The 16,101-nt window shown below is 67.7% G+C and carries 18 protein-coding genes; 12 read left to right on the top strand and 6 right to left on the bottom strand.

What is annotated here, in order from left to right:
- Positions 1-4: 4 nt before the first annotated feature.
- Positions 5-742 (bottom strand): 16S rRNA (uracil(1498)-N(3))-methyltransferase, encoded by a 738-nt coding sequence (locus J2W68_RS04430; protein ID WP_310233149.1) that lies wholly within the window; start codon positions 740-742, stop codon positions 5-7.
- Positions 733-2,136, bottom strand: a complete 1,404-nt coding sequence (bioA, locus tag J2W68_RS04425) for an adenosylmethionine--8-amino-7-oxononanoate transaminase (protein WP_310233147.1) — start codon at positions 2,134-2,136, stop codon at positions 733-735. Before bioA ends, J2W68_RS04430 begins: the two co-directional genes overlap by 10 nt.
- A gap of 53 nt (positions 2,137-2,189) precedes the next feature.
- On the opposite strand from bioA, the gene nudE reads away from it, so the two are divergent.
- The 5 genes from nudE (at position 2,190) to J2W68_RS04400 (ending at position 5,262) form a co-directional block, all read left to right on the top strand.
- Entirely contained in the window at positions 2,190-2,741 is a 552-nt protein-coding gene (gene nudE / locus J2W68_RS04420) for an ADP compounds hydrolase NudE (RefSeq protein ID WP_310233145.1), read from the top strand.
- On the top strand, positions 2,734-3,558 hold the full coding sequence (cysQ, locus tag J2W68_RS04415; RefSeq protein ID WP_310233144.1) for a 3'(2'),5'-bisphosphate nucleotidase CysQ: 825 nt from the start codon (positions 2,734-2,736) through the stop codon (positions 3,556-3,558). The genes nudE and cysQ overlap by 8 nt, the downstream gene beginning before the upstream one ends.
- Before the next feature lie 230 nt (positions 3,559-3,788).
- Positions 3,789-4,574, top strand: coding sequence for a nucleoside triphosphate pyrophosphohydrolase (gene mazG, locus J2W68_RS04410; RefSeq protein ID WP_310233469.1), 786 nt, complete (start codon positions 3,789-3,791; stop codon positions 4,572-4,574).
- Positions 4,571-4,894: a YnfA family protein gene (locus J2W68_RS04405; RefSeq protein WP_310233143.1), complete on the top strand. Its 324-nt coding sequence runs from the start codon at positions 4,571-4,573 to the stop codon at positions 4,892-4,894. The genes mazG and J2W68_RS04405 overlap by 4 nt, the downstream gene beginning before the upstream one ends.
- Before the next feature lie 65 nt (positions 4,895-4,959).
- Positions 4,960-5,262, top strand: coding sequence for a DUF962 domain-containing protein (locus J2W68_RS04400; protein ID WP_310233140.1), 303 nt, complete (start codon positions 4,960-4,962; stop codon positions 5,260-5,262).
- A 110-nt stretch (positions 5,263-5,372) separates the two neighbouring features.
- Here J2W68_RS04400 and J2W68_RS04395 read toward each other — a convergent pair whose 3' ends face one another.
- Entirely contained in the window at positions 5,373-5,717 is a 345-nt protein-coding gene (locus J2W68_RS04395) for a DMT family protein (RefSeq protein ID WP_310233138.1), read from the bottom strand.
- 151 nt (positions 5,718-5,868) lie between these two features.
- Here J2W68_RS04395 and J2W68_RS04390 point away from each other — a divergent pair, with 151 nt between their 5' ends.
- From J2W68_RS04390 to J2W68_RS04365, 6 genes are all read left to right on the top strand, one after another.
- Positions 5,869-6,582 carry a response regulator transcription factor gene (locus J2W68_RS04390; protein WP_159680050.1) on the top strand — a complete coding sequence of 238 codons (714 nt, stop codon included), beginning with the start codon at positions 5,869-5,871 and terminating at the stop codon, positions 6,580-6,582.
- Positions 6,583-6,607: 25 nt separating this feature from the next.
- Complete coding sequence (locus tag J2W68_RS04385; protein WP_310233136.1) at positions 6,608-7,921, top strand: sensor histidine kinase; 1,314 nt, start codon at positions 6,608-6,610, stop codon at positions 7,919-7,921.
- A 117-nt stretch (positions 7,922-8,038) separates the two neighbouring features.
- On the top strand, positions 8,039-9,559 hold the full coding sequence (locus J2W68_RS04380) for an efflux RND transporter periplasmic adaptor subunit (protein ID WP_310233134.1): 1,521 nt from the start codon (positions 8,039-8,041) through the stop codon (positions 9,557-9,559).
- The gene (locus tag J2W68_RS04375; RefSeq protein ID WP_310233132.1) at positions 9,556-10,317 is read left to right on the top strand and encodes an ABC transporter ATP-binding protein; all 762 of its coding nucleotides are present in this window, start codon (positions 9,556-9,558) and stop codon (positions 10,315-10,317) included. The genes J2W68_RS04380 and J2W68_RS04375 overlap by 4 nt, the downstream gene beginning before the upstream one ends.
- Positions 10,314-11,549, top strand: coding sequence for an ABC transporter permease (locus J2W68_RS04370; protein ID WP_310233129.1), 1,236 nt, complete (start codon positions 10,314-10,316; stop codon positions 11,547-11,549). Before J2W68_RS04375 ends, J2W68_RS04370 begins: the two co-directional genes overlap by 4 nt.
- A 160-nt stretch (positions 11,550-11,709) precedes the next feature.
- Positions 11,710-12,372 (top strand): LysM peptidoglycan-binding domain-containing protein, encoded by a 663-nt coding sequence (locus J2W68_RS04365; RefSeq protein ID WP_310233127.1) that lies wholly within the window; start codon positions 11,710-11,712, stop codon positions 12,370-12,372.
- Positions 12,373-12,433: 61 nt separating this feature from the next.
- Here J2W68_RS04365 and J2W68_RS04360 read toward each other — a convergent pair whose 3' ends face one another.
- The 3 genes from J2W68_RS04360 to J2W68_RS04350 all read right to left on the bottom strand — a co-directional run bounded on the left by J2W68_RS04360 (position 12,434) and on the right by J2W68_RS04350 (position 15,496).
- Complete coding sequence (locus tag J2W68_RS04360; protein ID WP_310233125.1) at positions 12,434-12,982, bottom strand: hypothetical protein; 549 nt, start codon at positions 12,980-12,982, stop codon at positions 12,434-12,436.
- A 203-nt stretch (positions 12,983-13,185) separates the two neighbouring features.
- Positions 13,186-14,409, bottom strand: coding sequence for a S8 family peptidase (locus J2W68_RS04355; RefSeq protein ID WP_310233123.1), 1,224 nt, complete (start codon positions 14,407-14,409; stop codon positions 13,186-13,188).
- Positions 14,410-14,782: 373 nt separating this feature from the next.
- On the bottom strand, positions 14,783-15,496 hold the full coding sequence (locus J2W68_RS04350; protein WP_310233120.1) for an SGNH/GDSL hydrolase family protein: 714 nt from the start codon (positions 15,494-15,496) through the stop codon (positions 14,783-14,785).
- A 216-nt stretch (positions 15,497-15,712) separates the two neighbouring features.
- Between J2W68_RS04350 and J2W68_RS04345 the strand changes: the two genes are divergently transcribed.
- Positions 15,713-16,093 carry a diacylglycerol kinase gene (locus tag J2W68_RS04345; protein ID WP_310233119.1) on the top strand — a complete coding sequence of 127 codons (381 nt, stop codon included), beginning with the start codon at positions 15,713-15,715 and terminating at the stop codon, positions 16,091-16,093.
- Positions 16,094-16,101: the final 8 nt, after the last annotated feature.

Here is a 16,101-nt window from a genome sequence, read left to right as displayed (position 1 = left end):
GCGCTCAGCCGGCGAGATCGCCGAACCGCGCCTGCAACGCTGCGATCGCCGCCATGCCGGCGGTCTCGGTGCGCAGAATCCGCGGGCCCAGCCGCAAGCCAGCGAATCCGGCGGCGACCAGCGCCGCGCGATCGTTCGCGGACCAGCCACCTTCCGGACCGATCGCGAGCACCATGCCGGCTGACGGCGACGCCATCGTTGCGATGCCGGCGTCCGCATCGGGATCGAGCAGCCAGCGCGAGGCACCGGTGGGCAGGTCCGCGAGTGCCGCAGCGAGCGAACGCGGCGGTGTGACGTCGGGAATCGTCGAGCGCCAGCTCTGTTCGCAGGCCGACACCACGACGCTGCGCCAATGCGCAAGCCGCTTGGCCGCGCGCTCGGCATCGAGCTTCACTTCGCTGCGGTCGCTGGACACCGGTACGAAGGCGGCAACGCCGAGTTCGGTCGCCTTCTGCAGGATCCAGTCCATCTTCTCGCCGCGCGCGATGCCCTGCACCAGGGTGATCGAAAGCGGCGATTCGAGATGAATCACGCGGCTGCCGGTGATCTCGGCGACCGCGCTGCGCTTGTCGACGCGCACCAGGCGCGCGTCGTGATCGACGCCGTCGCCGTTGAACAGCACGCAGGCATCGCCTTCGCGCAGGCGCAGCACGCGCACCAGGTGCGCAACGGCGTCGTCGGGCAGTTCGACCGGCAGGCCGGCAGCGAGCGGGCGATCGACGAAGGCGCGGATCACGCGCATGCGCTGCCTGCCTCGATGGCTTCTGCGGTGACCTCGGCCAGCAGCTGCAACTGTGCGTCATCGATGCAGTAGGGGGGCATCCAGTACAGGATGTCGCCAAGCGGACGCAGCAGCACGCCACGTTCCACTGCGTGCCGATACGCGCGCAGGCCGACGCGCAGCGCCGGGTCGAACGGCGTGGCCTTGTCGCCATCGCGGGTGAGTTCGAACGCCACGATCATGCCGGTCTGACGGGTGTCGGCGACATGTCGGTGCGCGCCGATCTGCGCCGCGAGCGTAGCCATCTTGGCGGCCGTGTCGCGATTGCGGACGAGCACATCGTCGCTGCCGAATATCTCCAGCGAGGCCAGTGCCGCAGCGCAGGCCAGCGGATTGCCGGTGTAGCTATGCGAATGCAGGAAGGCGCGTTCGCGCGAGGTATCGAGGAAGCCGTCGTACAGCGCCTGCGTCGCCAGTACCGTCGACAGCGGCAGGAAGCCGCCGGTCAGGCCCTTCGACAGGCACAGCAGATCCGGCTGCACGCCCGCCTGTTCGAACGCGAACAACGTCCCGGTGCGTCCGAAGCCGACCGCGATCTCGTCGGCGATCAGGAACACGCCGTGGACATCGCACAGCTCGCGCACGCGCTTGAGATACACCGGGTCGTGCATGCGCATACCGCCGGCGCACTGCACCAGCGGTTCGAGGATCAGCGCGCAGATTTCGCCGGCATGTTCGTCGAGCAGGTGCGCAAGCGCATCCGCCGCGTCCTCGGCGTGACCGGCGGCGCTCTGCCCGGCGCGCGCGGTGTAGGCATCGGGCGAGGGCGCGAATACCGCTTCGCACAACAGCGGCGCGTAGACGCGCCGGTACAGCGGAATGTCGCCGACCGCGAGCGCGCCGAGTGTCTCGCCGTGATAGCCGTTTTGCAGCGCGACGAACTTGGTCCGGCGCGGCTCGTCGCCGCGGTTCTGGAACCACTGGAACGCCATCTTCAGCGCGACTTCGACGCCGGCCGAGCCGTTGTCGGCAAAGAACACCTTGGTCAGCGGCGGGCGGCCCGGCTCGCGCGGCGCAATGGCGAGCAGCCGCTCGGCGAGTTCGACCGCCGCCGGATGCGTGCAGCCGGCCAGGATCACCTGTTCCAGCGTGCGCGCCTGCGTCGCGATGGCCTCGGCGATGCGCGGTTCGGCATGGCCGTGCAGGTTGGTCCACCAGCTGCTGCCCGAATCGAGGATCTTCCGGCCGCCGGCCTCGATCAGCCACGCGCCGTCGCCGCGCACGATCGGCAGCATCGGCTGGATATCGGGATGCTCGCGCATCTGGGTGCAGGGGTGCCAGACCGCGGCGAGGTCGCGGGTCCGCCAGTCGTTGCCGTCGGCTAGAATGGCCGCATCGTGAATCTGTCCAGTCATCCCCGCATTATCGCTCCGCAGCGCAGCCACCGTGCAGACGGGAAGACATCCGCATGAGCAAGACGCTGCCGATCATCCACGACGTGACCGAACACGACGCGGCGCTGTATCGCATGGAGCGCCTGGATCTGGAGTTCTCCAACGGCGAACGCCGCCTGTACGAACGCCTGCATGGCCGCGGCCATGGCGCGGTGATCGTGGTGCCGATGCTGGACGCCGAGACGGTGTTGCTGGTGCGCGAGTACGCCGCCGGCTTCCATCGCTACGAGCTGGGTCTGGTCAAGGGCCGCATCGACGCGGGTGAGAATGCCCTCGAGGCTGCGAACCGCGAACTCAAGGAAGAGATCGGCTATGGCGCGCGCAGTGTCGAAGCGCTGCGCTCGATCTCGCTGGCGCCGCAATACATGAGCCACCAGGCGACGCTGGTCGTCGCACGCGATCTCTACCCCGAACGCCTGGCAGGCGACGAGCCCGAAGAACTCGACGTGGTGCCGTGGAAGCTCGATGCGCTGCACGAGCTGATCCTGCTCGACGAGTTCTCCGAAGGCCGTTCGATCGCCGCGCTGTTCATCGTCCGCGACTGGCTGCGTCACCACGGTGGTTGACGCCGCAGGACCCGTCACCGCGGCGGTTCGCGAGCGCGTCATCGCGATCGCGCGCGCCGCAGCCGATGCGATCCTCGCCGTCTACGCGCAAGATTTCGATGTCGTCCGAAAGGCCGACGCCAGCCCGGTCACTGCCGCGGATCTGGCCGCGCACCGCGTCATCGTCGATGGCCTGCGCGCGCTGACGCCCGATATCCCGATCGTCTCCGAAGAATCCGCGGTCGTCGTACCCGCTGCGCAGCGCCGCGCATGGCCGCGCATGTGGCTCGTCGATCCGCTCGACGGCACACGCGAGTTCGTCAAGCGCAACGGCGAGTTCACGGTCAACATCGCGCTGATCGACAATGGCGTCGCGGTATTCGGTGTGATCCAGGCGCCCGTGACCGGTGCGCTTTGGCATGGCGGCCCCGGTCGCGGCGCCTTTGTGCGCGATGGTGATCGCGACACCGCGCTACATGCGCCGCGTGGCGACTCCGCTGCACGGGGCGGCTTGCGCGTCGCTGCAAGCCGCTCGCATCGGGATCCGCGGACGGCTGCACTGCTCGAGCGCATCGGTGACGTCACCCCCGTGCCGCTGGGGTCATCGCTGAAATTCTGTCGGCTCGCCGAAGGTGGCATGGACGTCTATCCCCGCTTCGGCCCGACCAGCGAGTGGGACACTGCGGCCGGCCAGGCGATTCTCGAAGGCGCCGGGGGCGCGGTGCTCGACCCGCAGGGCCGGCCGTTTCGCTACAACCAGCGCGACACGATCCTCAACGGTGATTTCATCGCACTGGGTGATCCGTCGTTGCCGTGGCGGGACTGGCTCGCCGCCTGAGTATTTGCGTTCGCGTACTGCGCACGCGATGAGCTCCTGTAGGAGCGCGCTCGCGCGCGAATGTGGCCTCGGCAGCGCTGACGATGCTGACATCGCGCGCTCCCGAAAAGAGGATGCAAGCACGAGCCTGCTCCTACAATGATTTGCCTCGATCGAGGTGATGCGCGGCAATTCTCAAGGAGTCCGACGTGAACGCTGCCCCCGGCGATATCCATCGCATCCTCGACATCATGGCGCGTCTGCGTGATCCGCAGACCGGTTGCCCCTGGGATGTCCAGCAGGACTTCGCGTCCATCGCCGCCTACACGATCGAAGAGGCCTACGAAGTCGCCGACGCCATCGACCGCGGCGATCTGCCCGGTCTGTGCGACGAACTCGGTGATCTGCTGCTCCAGGTCGTGTTCCATGCGCAGATGGCGCAGGAGCAGGGCGCGTTCGCGTTCGGCGATGTCGTCGATGCGATCAGCGACAAGATGATCCGCCGGCACCCGCACATCTTCGGCGACGTCTCCGCCGGCGATGCCGAGACGGTGCTGCGCAACTGGGACGCGATCAAACGCGCAGAGCGCGCCGCGGCCGGCGAGACCGACACCTCGGCGTTGGCCGGTATCGCGCGTGGCCTGCCGGAATGGCAGCGCGCGGTGAAGCTGCAGCAGCGCGCCGCCCGTGTCGGGTTCGACTGGCCAGGCCCTATGCCGGTGATCGCCAAGCTGCATGAGGAGATCGAGGAGGTCCGTGTGGAATTCGACGCGGTCGCTGCCGATCCGCACGACAGCGCGGCGCAGGACCGGCTGGAAGAAGAGCTGGGCGATCTGCTGTTCGTCGCCGCGAACCTGGCCCGGCACGCGAAAGTCGATGTAGGCGCGGCACTGCGGCGCGCAAACCACAAATTCGAGCGTCGCTTCCGCGCGATGGAATCGATGGCCGAGGCCGAGGGAAGCGCGCTCGCCAGCCAGTCACTGGACGCGCAGGATGCGTACTGGAACCGCGCCAAGCAGGCCGAGCGCGAGCCGTGAAAACGCTACTGCTGTTCGTCGCCACCGCGTTCTTCGAAATCCTCGGCTGTTATCTGCCGTGGCTGTGGCTGCGCAAGGACGGCAGCGCCTGGCTGCTGCTGCCGGCGGCCGCGGCGCTGGCCGCGTTCGTGCGGCTGCTGACCCTGCATCCGACTGCATCGGGGCGCGTGTACGCGGCCTATGGCGGTGTCTATGTCGCGGTCGCGCTGCTGTGGCTGTGGCGGGTCGACGGCGTCGCGCCGAGCCGCTGGGATCTGCTGGGCGCCGCGCTGTGCCTGGGCGGCATGGCGGTGATCATGTTCGCGCCGCGCAGCCCCTGAGCGATTGACGCGCGCGGATGCCGGTGCGATCAATGGCGCGTGGGATGCCTGCTCTGGGAGGACGCATGCGCCGCTTCGCCAGTTTCCGCGAGTTCTACCCGTTCTATCTTGGCGAGCACGCGCACCCGGTCTCGCGACGCCTGCATTTCATCGGCAGCTGCGGGGTGCTCGCGCTGGTCGGCGTGTCGGTGTGGCAGCGCAATGCCATGTGGCTGTGGGCCGCGCTGGTCTGCGGCTACGCGTTCGCGTGGGTGGGGCACTTCTTCTTCGAGAAGAATCGCCCGGCCACGTTCAAGCATCCGATCTATTCCTTCATCGGCGACTGGGTGATGTTCAAGGACATCCTGATCGGCCGCATTCCCTTCTAAAAATCGTGCCGCCGTAAGGCGGCGCGCGCCAATGCCCCTCTCCCTCCGGGAGAGGGGAGGACCACCCGCAGAGCGGGTGGTGGGGTGAGGGTACTCTGGGGCGCGCGGGACTACTCCAGAAAGATCAGCCAGGCCGCAACCACGATCAGCGCGAACCCGGCCCAGTGGTTCCACTTCAGCGGCTGACCCAGATACCAGGTCGAGAACCCCGCGAACACCAGCAGGGTGATGACTTCCTGCATGCCCTTGAGCTGCGGCGCCGAGTACACCGCCGCACCGATCCGGTTCGCCGGCACCATCAGCATGTACTCGAAGAATGCGATGCCCCAGCTGACGACGATGACCGTCAGGATCGGCACGCTGCGGTACTTCAGGTGCCCGTACCAGGCGAACGTCATGAAGATGTTCGACCCGACCAGCAGCAGGATGGGCAGGTAGCGCTCGTAGCCGGGCATGACGGGTTTCCAGAAGTTGCGTAGAGGCGCGAATCGTACCGCCAAGCCCGCTGTAGCGCGGTCTGGCCACGAAATCTTCACAACTCCTGCACTGCGAAAGTGGGAAATTCACAAACCTTAATCCATACGCACCCAGCTACGGAGTCGTTTCATGCGCGCAGGTCAGGAACCCGGAGGCCTCGTCCTCATCGTCGAGGACAACCGCAACATTTCCGAGATGGTCGGGGAGTACCTGGAAGGTCGCGGCTTCGAGGTCGATTACGCCGCCGACGGCCTCGACGGCTATCGGCTCGCCACCGAAAACAACTACGACGTGATCGTGCTCGACCTGATGCTGCCGCGCCTGGATGGCATCGAAGTCTGCAAACGTCTGCGTGAGGACGCGCGCAAGTCGACCCCGGTGCTGATGCTCACCGCGCGCGACACGCTGGACGAGAAGCTGACCGGCCTGAGCTCGGGCGCGGACGACTATCTGACCAAGCCCTTCGCGATCCAGGAGCTGGAAGCGCGCTTGCGCGCACTGATCCGTCGCGAGCGCCGTCAGGTGGGCTCGGAAGTGCTCAAGGTCGCCGATCTGGTGCTCGATCCGGCCAGCATGCGCGCCACCCGTGGCGGCACCGAACTGCAGCTCTCGCCGATCGGCATGAAGCTGCTGACGATCCTGATGCGCGAGTCGCCGCGGGTGGTGAACCGTCAGGAGATCGAGCGCGAGATCTGGGGCAACAGCCTGCCGGACTCCGACACTCTGCGCAGCCATCTGTACAACCTGCGCAAGATCATCGACAAGCCCTACGACAAGCAGTTGTTGCACACCGTGCAGAGCGCGGGTTACCGCATCGCCGACATCGAGCAGTCGCCGGCCTGAGCCGACGACGACGCGACGCTAGACGATGCCCCAGGGGCTGCCCAACCGCATCCGGGATGCGTTCACATTCCAGGCGGTGATCGCCGGGATGACGCTGATCGTCTGCGTGATGACCGCGGCCTTCATCGGTCGCGAAGTCGTCGCGCGGCAATGGCTGCAGGCCGAAGCCGATGCCTGGTGGCAGGCCAAGGCCACCGATGCGTCGTATCCGCCGCCATTCGGCGTGAACCTGCAGGGGTATTTCATGCCCGCCGATGGCGGCGAGCTGCAGGCGATCGTCAGCGGCAATCGCGCGGTCGCCAATCTGGTGTGGTTCAAGGGCGCGCCCGAAGGCTTCTCCCCGCGTCGTGACACCGAAGGCGTGCTGCTGGTGGACCGGCGCGAAGCCGGCACCCTGTATCTCGCCGCGTCGCTGTCGCTGTTCGACCGCATCCTCGCATTGGCGGCCGGCGCACTGGCATTGCTGATGATGGTGACGATGTTCATCGTCTCGTGGATGACCTACCGCACATCCAAGCGCATGGTGCTGCCGATCCACCGGCTGGCCGATGAAGTCGGGCGCTGGAACCCGTCCGATAATGACGATGGCGTGCCCGCGGCACTGTCCACGCAGGACGACGCCGGGCGCGAGGCGCAGGCGCTGACCAGCGCATTGCACGGGCTCGGGGATCGCATCGGCGCCTTCGTTCGTCGCGAACGCGAGTTCACCCGCGATGCCAGCCATGAGCTGCGTACGCCGCTGACGGTGATCCGCGTCGCCAGCGACATGATCGCCGCCGACCCGGCCACGCCGCCGCACCAGCAGCGTCCCCTGCTGCGGATCCGCCGCGCCACCCAGGACATGGAGGCGGTGATCGACGCGCTGCTGGTGCTGGCGCGCGAGCGCGGCGTGATGCCGCAGAGCGAAGTGTTCGACGTGGTCGAGGTGGTCGAGGAGGAACTCGACAAGGTGCGGCCGCTGTTCGACGGCAAGCAACTGACGTTGACGCTCGACATCCAGGGCCGGCCCCGGCTCGATGCGCCGCCGCGCGTGCTCGGTGTCATGCTCGGCCATCTGCTGCGCAACGGTTGGGCGTTCACCGAGACCGGCGGCGTCGAAGTCATTGTCGCGCCGGACCGCATCATCGTCCGCGACACCGGCATCGGCATGACGCCGGACGTGCTCAAGCGCGTCTACGATCCGTTCTACCGCGCCGATCCGTTCTCCCAGTCGGGCAAGGGCATCGGCCTGTCGATCGTCCGTCGCCTCGGCACGCGCTTCGGTTGGCCGGTCGCGCTCGACAGCACCCCCGACGAGGGCACCACCGTGACCATCGTGCTCGGCGACCGCCTGGTCTGAATCAACGCACACCCTGCACCGGTCGATGGCAGCCGCTGCACAAATAAATCCGTGTCCCGGTCAACTCCACGCCACGCGATGCGTTAGCGTCTCCAGTTGCCCACCAAGACCGGACCCATGTCGAGCCGTCCCAAGCCCCGCCGCCGCGCCATCTCGCGCTTCGCGCCCGTCATCGTCATCGCCGTCATCGTGGCGTGTGGTCTGTGGTACTGGTCCCAGCGCAACGCCGCAGGCGCCGAAGGGGCCTGGCGCACGACGCCGGTCGAGCGCGGTGACATTCGCGTGGTGATCTCTGCCACCGGCACGCTCAGTGCGACGTCCACGGTCGTCGTGGGCAGTCAGGTCTCGGGACAGATCACCGAGGTGCTGGTCGACTTCAACGATCCGGTCACGCAGGGCCAGGTGCTGGCGCGTATCGACCCCGCGACCTACCAGGCGCAGATCGAACAGGGTTCGGCGCAGATCAATAGCGCCCGTGCGTCATTGGCGCAGGCGCAGGCGGCATTGCGCAACGCGCAGCTCGACTACGACCGCAAGGCGTCGCTCGCCGGCGAGCAACTGGTCGCACGCAGCGATGTCGATCTGGCGCGCGCCGCGCTCGACCAGGCCAGGGCGCAGGCGACGTCGGCGCAGGCGCAGATCGTGCAGCAGACCGCGTCCACGCAGACCTCGCGCATCAACATGGAGCGCACGGTGATCCGCTCGCCGGTCGACGGCACCATCCTGACCCGCTCGATCGAACCCGGTCAGACGGTTGCCGCGAGCCTGCAGGCGCCGGAGCTGTTCACCATCGCCGAGGACCTGCGCAAGATGCGCATCGAACTCGCGGTTGACGAGGCCGACATCGGCCAGGTGCAGGTCGGACAAGGCGTGAGCTTCACCGCCGACGCGTTCAACGACCGCCGCTTCAACGGCACGGTCGAGCAGGTGCGCCTGGCGGCAACGACGACGAACAACGTGGTGACATATCCGGTGGTCGTCGCGGTCGACAACGCCGACGGCACATTGCTGCCGGGCCTGACGGTCAACGCCGAGATCGAGGTCAGCAATCGCGAGAACGTGTTGAAGATCGCCAACGCGGCGCTGCGCTACCGGCCTGCCGACGCCGCCGAGATCGCGGCGGCCGCGCGCCCCGAAGGCGGCAGCGCGCCACGCGGCGGTGGACTGGTCGACGATCTGGCGGCGGCGGCCGAAGCGATGCAGCTCACCGCGCCGCAGCAGGCCGCGTTCGACAGCGCGCTCGCCGCGATGCGCGAGCGGCAGCAGACGCCGCGTCCCGGCGGCGCGGCGGGCGGCCAGCGCGGCAATGCCGGCGGCGGTCCACCGCCGGGCATGACGATGGGCGGGGGCGGCGATCCCAGTGTCCAGGCGCAGATCCGCCAGCGGATGCTGGACCGTTTCCAGCAGACCTTCGCCGGCTTCACCGCGACGCTCGATGCGAACCAGCGCGCGCAGTGGAACCGCACGCTCGCCTCGACCGTCGGCGCGACCCGGGTCACCGTCTACCGACTGGTCGACGGGCGCCGCGAAGCGGTGCCGGTGCGCCTGGGGGCCAGCGACGGCAGCATGACCGAGGCCTCGGGTGGCGTAGCGGAAGGTGATCTGATCGTCACCGGCGAGCGCGCGGCGGCCCGATGAGCGCGAACGTCGTTCCAGCGCAGGCCGGCGCCCGGCCGCCGGTCATCGAGACCCGCGGCCTGGAGAAGATCTATTCGGCCGGCACCGAAGCCGAGGTCGTCGCGCTCAAGGGCGTGGACATGTCGATCGCGCACGGCGAGTTCGTCGCGATCATGGGCCCGTCGGGCTCGGGCAAGTCGACGCTGATGAATCTGGTCGGCTGCCTCGACACGCCGACCGGCGGGCAGTACCTGTGCGACGGCATCGACGTCGCCACGCTCGGCCGCGAGGAACTGGCCGAGCTGCGCCGCGACAAGATCGGCTTCGTGTTCCAGGGCTTCAACCTGCTGCCGCGCATGACCGCGCTGGAGAACGTCGCGATGCCGCTCGGCTATGCGCGCGTGCCGAACGAGGAACGCGCCGAGCGCGCGCGCGAAGCACTGGCTTCGGTCGGCTTGGAGAATCGCGGCACGCATCGACCGAGCGAACTGTCCGGTGGCCAGCAGCAACGCGTGGCGATCGCGCGCGCGCTGATCAACCGGCCGCCGGTGCTGCTCGCCGACGAGCCGACCGGCGCGCTCGATACCAAGACCGGCGAAGAGATCCTCAGTCTGTTCAAGCGCTTGCGCGACGACGGCCATACCGTGGTGCTGATCACCCACGACCCGGAAGTCGCTGCGCACGCCGACCGCACCTTCGTCATGCGCGACGGCGAGCTGCATGAGGAAGGCCCGTACGACACCCGCGCTGCGCACGCTTCCACCGGAACCGCGTCATGACCTATCTCGACGTATTGCGTACCGCGATCTTCGCGCTGCGCGGCAACTGGATGCGCAGCGCGCTGACCTCGCTGGGCGTGATCATCGGCATCGCCGCGGTCATCATCATGGTGTCGGTGGGCCAGGGCACGCAGGCCGAGATCGACCGCATGGTGTCGGGCCTCGGTTCGCAGCGGCTGGACATCTCACCCGGTTCGCGCCGCACGACCGGCGGCGCGCGTCAGGCCGGCAGCAGTTTCTTCACCCTCAACGAGGGCGACGCCGACGCGATCCGCGGTGAGATTCCCGAAGTGCAGCTGGTCTCGGGCTCACTGCGTGGCAGCAGCCAGATCGTGTTCGCCGAGAAGAACTGGGCCAGCAGCTGGCAGGGCGTGCAGCCGGATTTCTTCGAGATCAACGGCTGGACGATCGTCGAGGGTTCGGGCTTCGAACCGCAGGATTACAGCGGCGCCGGCAAGAACGTGATCATCGGTGAGACCGTGCGGCGTGAACTGTTCGGCGAAGACAGCGGCGTCGGCCAGACGGTGCGTATCGGCCGCACGCCGTTCGTCGTGGTTGGCGTACTGAATTCCAAAGGCCAGGGTGGCTTCGGCCAGGACCAGGACGACGTGATGATGGTGCCGCTCGAGACCGGGCGCCGGCGCCTGCTCGGGGCGATGGGCATGCCGGCCGGCGCGGTGATGCAGATCGCGTTGACGGTCGGCAATGCCGACGACCTGCCGTACGTGCAGGGCGAGGTGGAGGCATTGCTGCGGCAGCGGCACCGGATCGCACCCGGCGCGGACGACGACTTCAGCGTGCGCAACATTTCCGAGATCGTCGCCACGCGTACCGCGACCACACGCCTGATGTCGCTGCTGCTCGGCGCGGTCGCGACGATCTCGCTGATCGTCGGCGGCATCGGCATCATGAACATCATGCTGGTGTCGGTGACCGAGCGGATCCGCGAGATCGGCTTGCGCATGGCCGTCGGCGCGGGACCGACGGATGTACGCCGACAGTTCCTCGCCGAGGCGATGCTCCTGTCGCTCGGCGGCGGCGTGCTGGGCATCGCGATCGGCGTCGGCGGCGCATTGCTGGTCGGTCGCTTCAGCGATCTGCCGACCGCGCTCAACAGCCAGATCGTGCTGCTGGCAGCAGGCTTCTCTGTCGCCACTGGCCTGTTCTTCGGCTACTACCCGGCGCGCAAGGCCTCGGAACTCGATCCGATCGATGCATTGCGGCAGCAGTAGCCGGCCGCGGCGGGGATTGCGAGCACACTGCCACTTCCGATGAACAGGGCGACCGGCTCGACCTAGGGTCGCTCCCGGGTTGAGCAACCTGCATGCGCCAGCGAAAGTGGACACCTGCCCGCGCACTGCGGGCACTGGATGCCGATCGGAGGCGAAGCACATGACCGCAGTAGCAGGCGCAAGTCACAACATCGCGTGGGGCGACACCCTGTCGGGACTCGCGGCGCGGTACGGCACGTCGGTCGATGCCTTGATGGCCGCCAACAGCAAGATCAGCGACCCCGACCGCATCTATGCCGGCGATACCCTGGTCGTGCCGGGTGGGTCCGGGGCGGCCGGCGGCAACGGCGCCGGTCCCGTCTCCGGCCCCGGCACCGTCAGCGGGCCGGGCACGACTGCAGGCGGCAACAACGCGGCCGCCATCGCCGAGCAGTTCATCGGACGCAATGCTGGGGAGTTGAAGTACAGCGACGAGCTGCCAATGGAGTCGTGGGTGCCCAACAACGTCAACTGCGCGAACTTCGTGTCCGCGGTGCTGCAGCAGGCGGGAGTCATCGAGCCGGGCCAGGCCAGCGCCTCGGTCGATCAGCTGGCCAGCAACCTCAAGGGTGACGGCTGGCAGACAGTCTCGCTGCAGGATGCACAGCCCGGTGACGTTGTGCTGATGCAGCGCAACGGGCAGTCGCACGTCGTGCTGTTTGCCGGGTTCGAAAACGGGGAGTCGAAATTCATCGGCTCCAACAACATCAATGCGGACGGCTCACAGCAGATCAGCTGGGGCGGCGCCTCCGGCAATTACGAGATCATCACCCCGCCGCGCTGATCGCTGCACGCGGCGCGGAACGGAAAGCCGGCCGGCCGGCTTTCCGCATTTGTCAGGCGGCTCAGAAGCCGAACAGCTGGCGTGGCGCGGCATGTGTCTGCGGCCAGGTCAGCCAGCTCACGTCCGACGGACCGATCGAATGGTCGACCAGTGTCCATTCGGGGTCTGACGCATCAGCGGTCGTGGTGTCTTGGTCCTCGTTGTCGGCCGCCGCCGCTTTCTCGTCCGCGTCATCTTCCAGGGACGGGGAGGTGTCCGCTGCATCCACGTCATCGCCAGACGTCTGCAGCAGCGCGACATAGACGTCGGACATGCCGCCCTGGGCGGCGCGCTCCGCGTACGGGGTGCCGGCGTAATCGGGCCGGGCGCCATCCGCCCCGCGCAGCGTGCCCTGCAGGAACGCCCAGCGACCGAGACGATCCAGACGTTCGACATCGACCCGGACGGCATCACCGAACTGCGCACGAACCGGCGCGGTGGCCGCCTCAAGCAGCGTGTCGTAACCGGGATCGCCGGGATGCTGGGGGGCGACGTTGGACTGGGCGAAAGCAGGCTGCATGGTGGCTCCAAGCATCAGCGCAGCCACAGCTGCGAAAACGGCTTTGCGCATCGACGAACTCCTGCGGAAGACCGGTAGGCGCAGTGTGGAGCGCGAGGGATTTGTTGGCGGTGAAGCACGCGCAGCAGACCCGAAGGCCAATGGCAGTCCGTCAGCGCGACGCACAAGATCGGTGCGCAGCGATGTCGATGCGCGCGATCGCTGCGGACACAAGAAGGGCGCCCGTGGGCGCCCTTCATTGCGGCTGGTGGGGCTCAGCGGGTGTAGAGCAGCCGGTTCGGCGAGCCGCTCCCGGGGTTGCTGACCCGGTTCGGGGTCGAGTTGCTGTAGAGCCAGTTGCGTACCGTCGCCGGCGAAGCCGACGGATTGTTGGTGAGATACAGCGCCGCGGCGCCAGCCACGTGGGGCGAGGCCATCGAGGTTCCGCTGATCGTGTTCGATGCGGATGTGCTGGTGGACCAGGCCGAGGTGATCGAGCTGCCTGGCGCGAAGATGTTCACACAACTGCCGATGTTGGAGAACGAGGAGCGCGCGTCGGTCGACGTCGTCGAGCCGACCGTGACCGCATTGGCCACGCGTGCCGGCGAGTAGTTGCAGGCGTTGGCGCCATTGTTGTTGCCGGCTGCGACCACCACGGTCACGCCGCTGTTGATCAGGTTGTTGGTCGCGTTGTCGGTCGCGGTCGAAGCCGGCCCACCGAGGCTCATGTTCGCGACCGCCGGCAGTACGCGGTTGGCGCGGACCCAATCGATGCCGGCGATGATCGTCGAGTTCGCGCTGCCACCGGTGCAGCCGAACACGCGCACCGGAACCAGCCGCACCTGCTTGGCGACGCCCCAGGTCGTGCCGCCGACGGTGCCCGCGACATGCGTGCCATGGCCGTTGCAGTCGTTGGTGCCGCGGCCATCGTTGATGGCCGAATAGCCCGACAGCAGGCGCGTGCCGAACTGCGTGTGGCCGGCCCGGATGCCGCTGTCGATGATGTAGGCGCGCACGTTCGCTGCAAGCGGCGTGTAGATGTAGGTGCCGTTCAAGGGCCGGTCGCGCTGGTCGACGCGGTCGAGCCCCCAGGTCGCCCCGGTCTGCGTGGCCGACAGTTCGATGTAGCCGTCCTCCTCGACAAAATCGACGCGGGGATCGTTGAGCAGGGCGGCCAGCTTGCGCTCGTCTGCCGTGACGACCATGCCATGCAGCGCATGCGTATAGAGCTGGCTGACTTTGAGATCGTGGTGGGCGGCGACATCAACCACACGCTTTTCGACCTCCGCGGCGATGGCGGCATCGGGTGAGGCCATCAATGTCTTGTCGAGACGGCCGGCGAGGCGGTCGGCATCGACGCGTTCGCGGATTTCATCGCCGTTGAACACGACGATGTACTGGCCGGGGATCGCATTGTCGACCTTGCGCAGTTCCGCGGCGAAGGCGGGTGAGGCGAGGACGGTGGCGACGGCGAGAACGAGCATGCGCTTCTGGATCATCTTCGATTCCTTGATGAAGGGTGGCTACCGCGGTCTTCCCCCTGTTCCTGTACCGCGCGACGCGCCTGCGCGCCGCACCGGTCGGCAGACGCTGGCGGTGCGCATTGCATGTGTCAATGAACGGGGTGGCCTGCACACCCCAGGCCCGGTCGTGCCGTGCGCTGCGGCACGCAAAAGAGGCTGTAATCGTTTCAACCGGGAGCAGGAATCATTCCCATCGCGCAGATTCTGCAAAACTCGTGTTGCAGCGGAGCGGGTTCGATGGCGCTCGCGACCACGACGCCTGGCGCGCTGTCCCGCTTGGTCGAGCGCTGATGACGCCAGCGCAATAGCGATCACGCTCACCTGGGCGCAGGAACGCCCAGACGGTCGGTCAGCGCACCAGATAAGGCCCGATGATCTCGCGCCACATCGCGTAGCCGGCGGCATTCATGTGCAAACGGTCGGCAATGAACAGGTCTTCGCGCGGCACGCCTTCGGCATCGAGCATCGGTGTGAACACGTCGATGTAGGCCACATTGCGCTGCGTCGCGGCCCAGTCGCGCAGCGCGTTGTTGGCGTCGCGCTGTACGTCCAGCAGATTCGCCCGCGACGGGCTGGGCTTGATGCCCAGCAGGGCGATCGGCGTGCCCGGCTGGGTTGCCCGGATACGCGTGACGAAGGCCTCGGTATCGGCAAGCACCTGGGCCGCAGAGCGGCCCTCGGCGATGTCGTTGTCGCCGGCGTAGAGCACGATCTGCCGCGGCCGGTAGCGCAGGGCCACTTCGTCGGCGTACCAGATCGCGTCGCGGACCTGGGAGCCACCGAAGCCGCGGTTGAGCACCGGCGCATCCGGGAAGTCGGCGGCGAGGCGCTCCCACATGCGCACCGACGAACTGCCGGTGAAGACGATCGGGCGCTCGGGCGGCGGCGTTGCCGCGTCTTCGGCCGCAAAACGCGCCATGTCCGTGGCCCATTCGGGTGAAGACACCGGATCCAGATCGACCGGCGCGCCGCCGCCGGAAGCGCAGCCAGCGAGCAGCCCCGCAGCCAGGAGCGCGCCGGCGCACAGAGCGCGGCAGGTGCGTGAAAGGTCAGGCATGTGCATGGTGTGGTTCCGGGGAAATCCGCGTGCCAGTCAAACAGCGCACGCCCGCCGATGCAAACCCGCACCGCCGATGCTTCGCGGACGATGTGTCAGAATTGCCACACCGCGACTGCCCGACGCCCCCGGCCCACCATGTCACCGACTGTTCCGCGGCCCGCGCATGGCCGCAGTGTGACGCGCTCCGTGGGCCGTGCCGGTCGCAGGATGCGATGAACGATGGCGGACGGGATCGGTCATCGCCCCCGTGGCTTCGGCCGCATGCTCCAGGCCACGGTCTGGTCGTGCCAAGGCCTGCGTGCGGCCTGGCTGCACGAATCCTCGTTCCGCCTCGAGGTCTACCTGCTGGTGCTGCTGGCGCCGCTGGCGCTGTGGCTGGGCGACGACGGTGTGGAACGCGCGCTGTTGCTGGGCAGTTGCCTGCTGGTGCTGGCGGTGGAACTGCTGAACTCGGCGATCGAGGCGGTGATCGAGCGCTACGGTGCTGAATTCCACGAACTCGCGGGTCGGGCCAAGGACATGGGCTCGGCCGCGGTGTTCGTCACGATGGTCAATGTACTGCTGGTGTGGGGCCTGATCCTGCTGCCGCGCTGGTGGTGAGCGTGGCA

The sequence above is a fragment of the Luteimonas terrae genome (genome assembly GCF_031457535.1).
In the GTDB taxonomy this organism is placed as follows: domain Bacteria; phylum Pseudomonadota; class Gammaproteobacteria; order Xanthomonadales; family Xanthomonadaceae; genus Luteimonas; species Luteimonas terrae_A.
The sequence above is the reverse complement of the archived record's forward strand: the minus strand, read 5'-3'. Positions and strand labels throughout refer to the sequence as shown.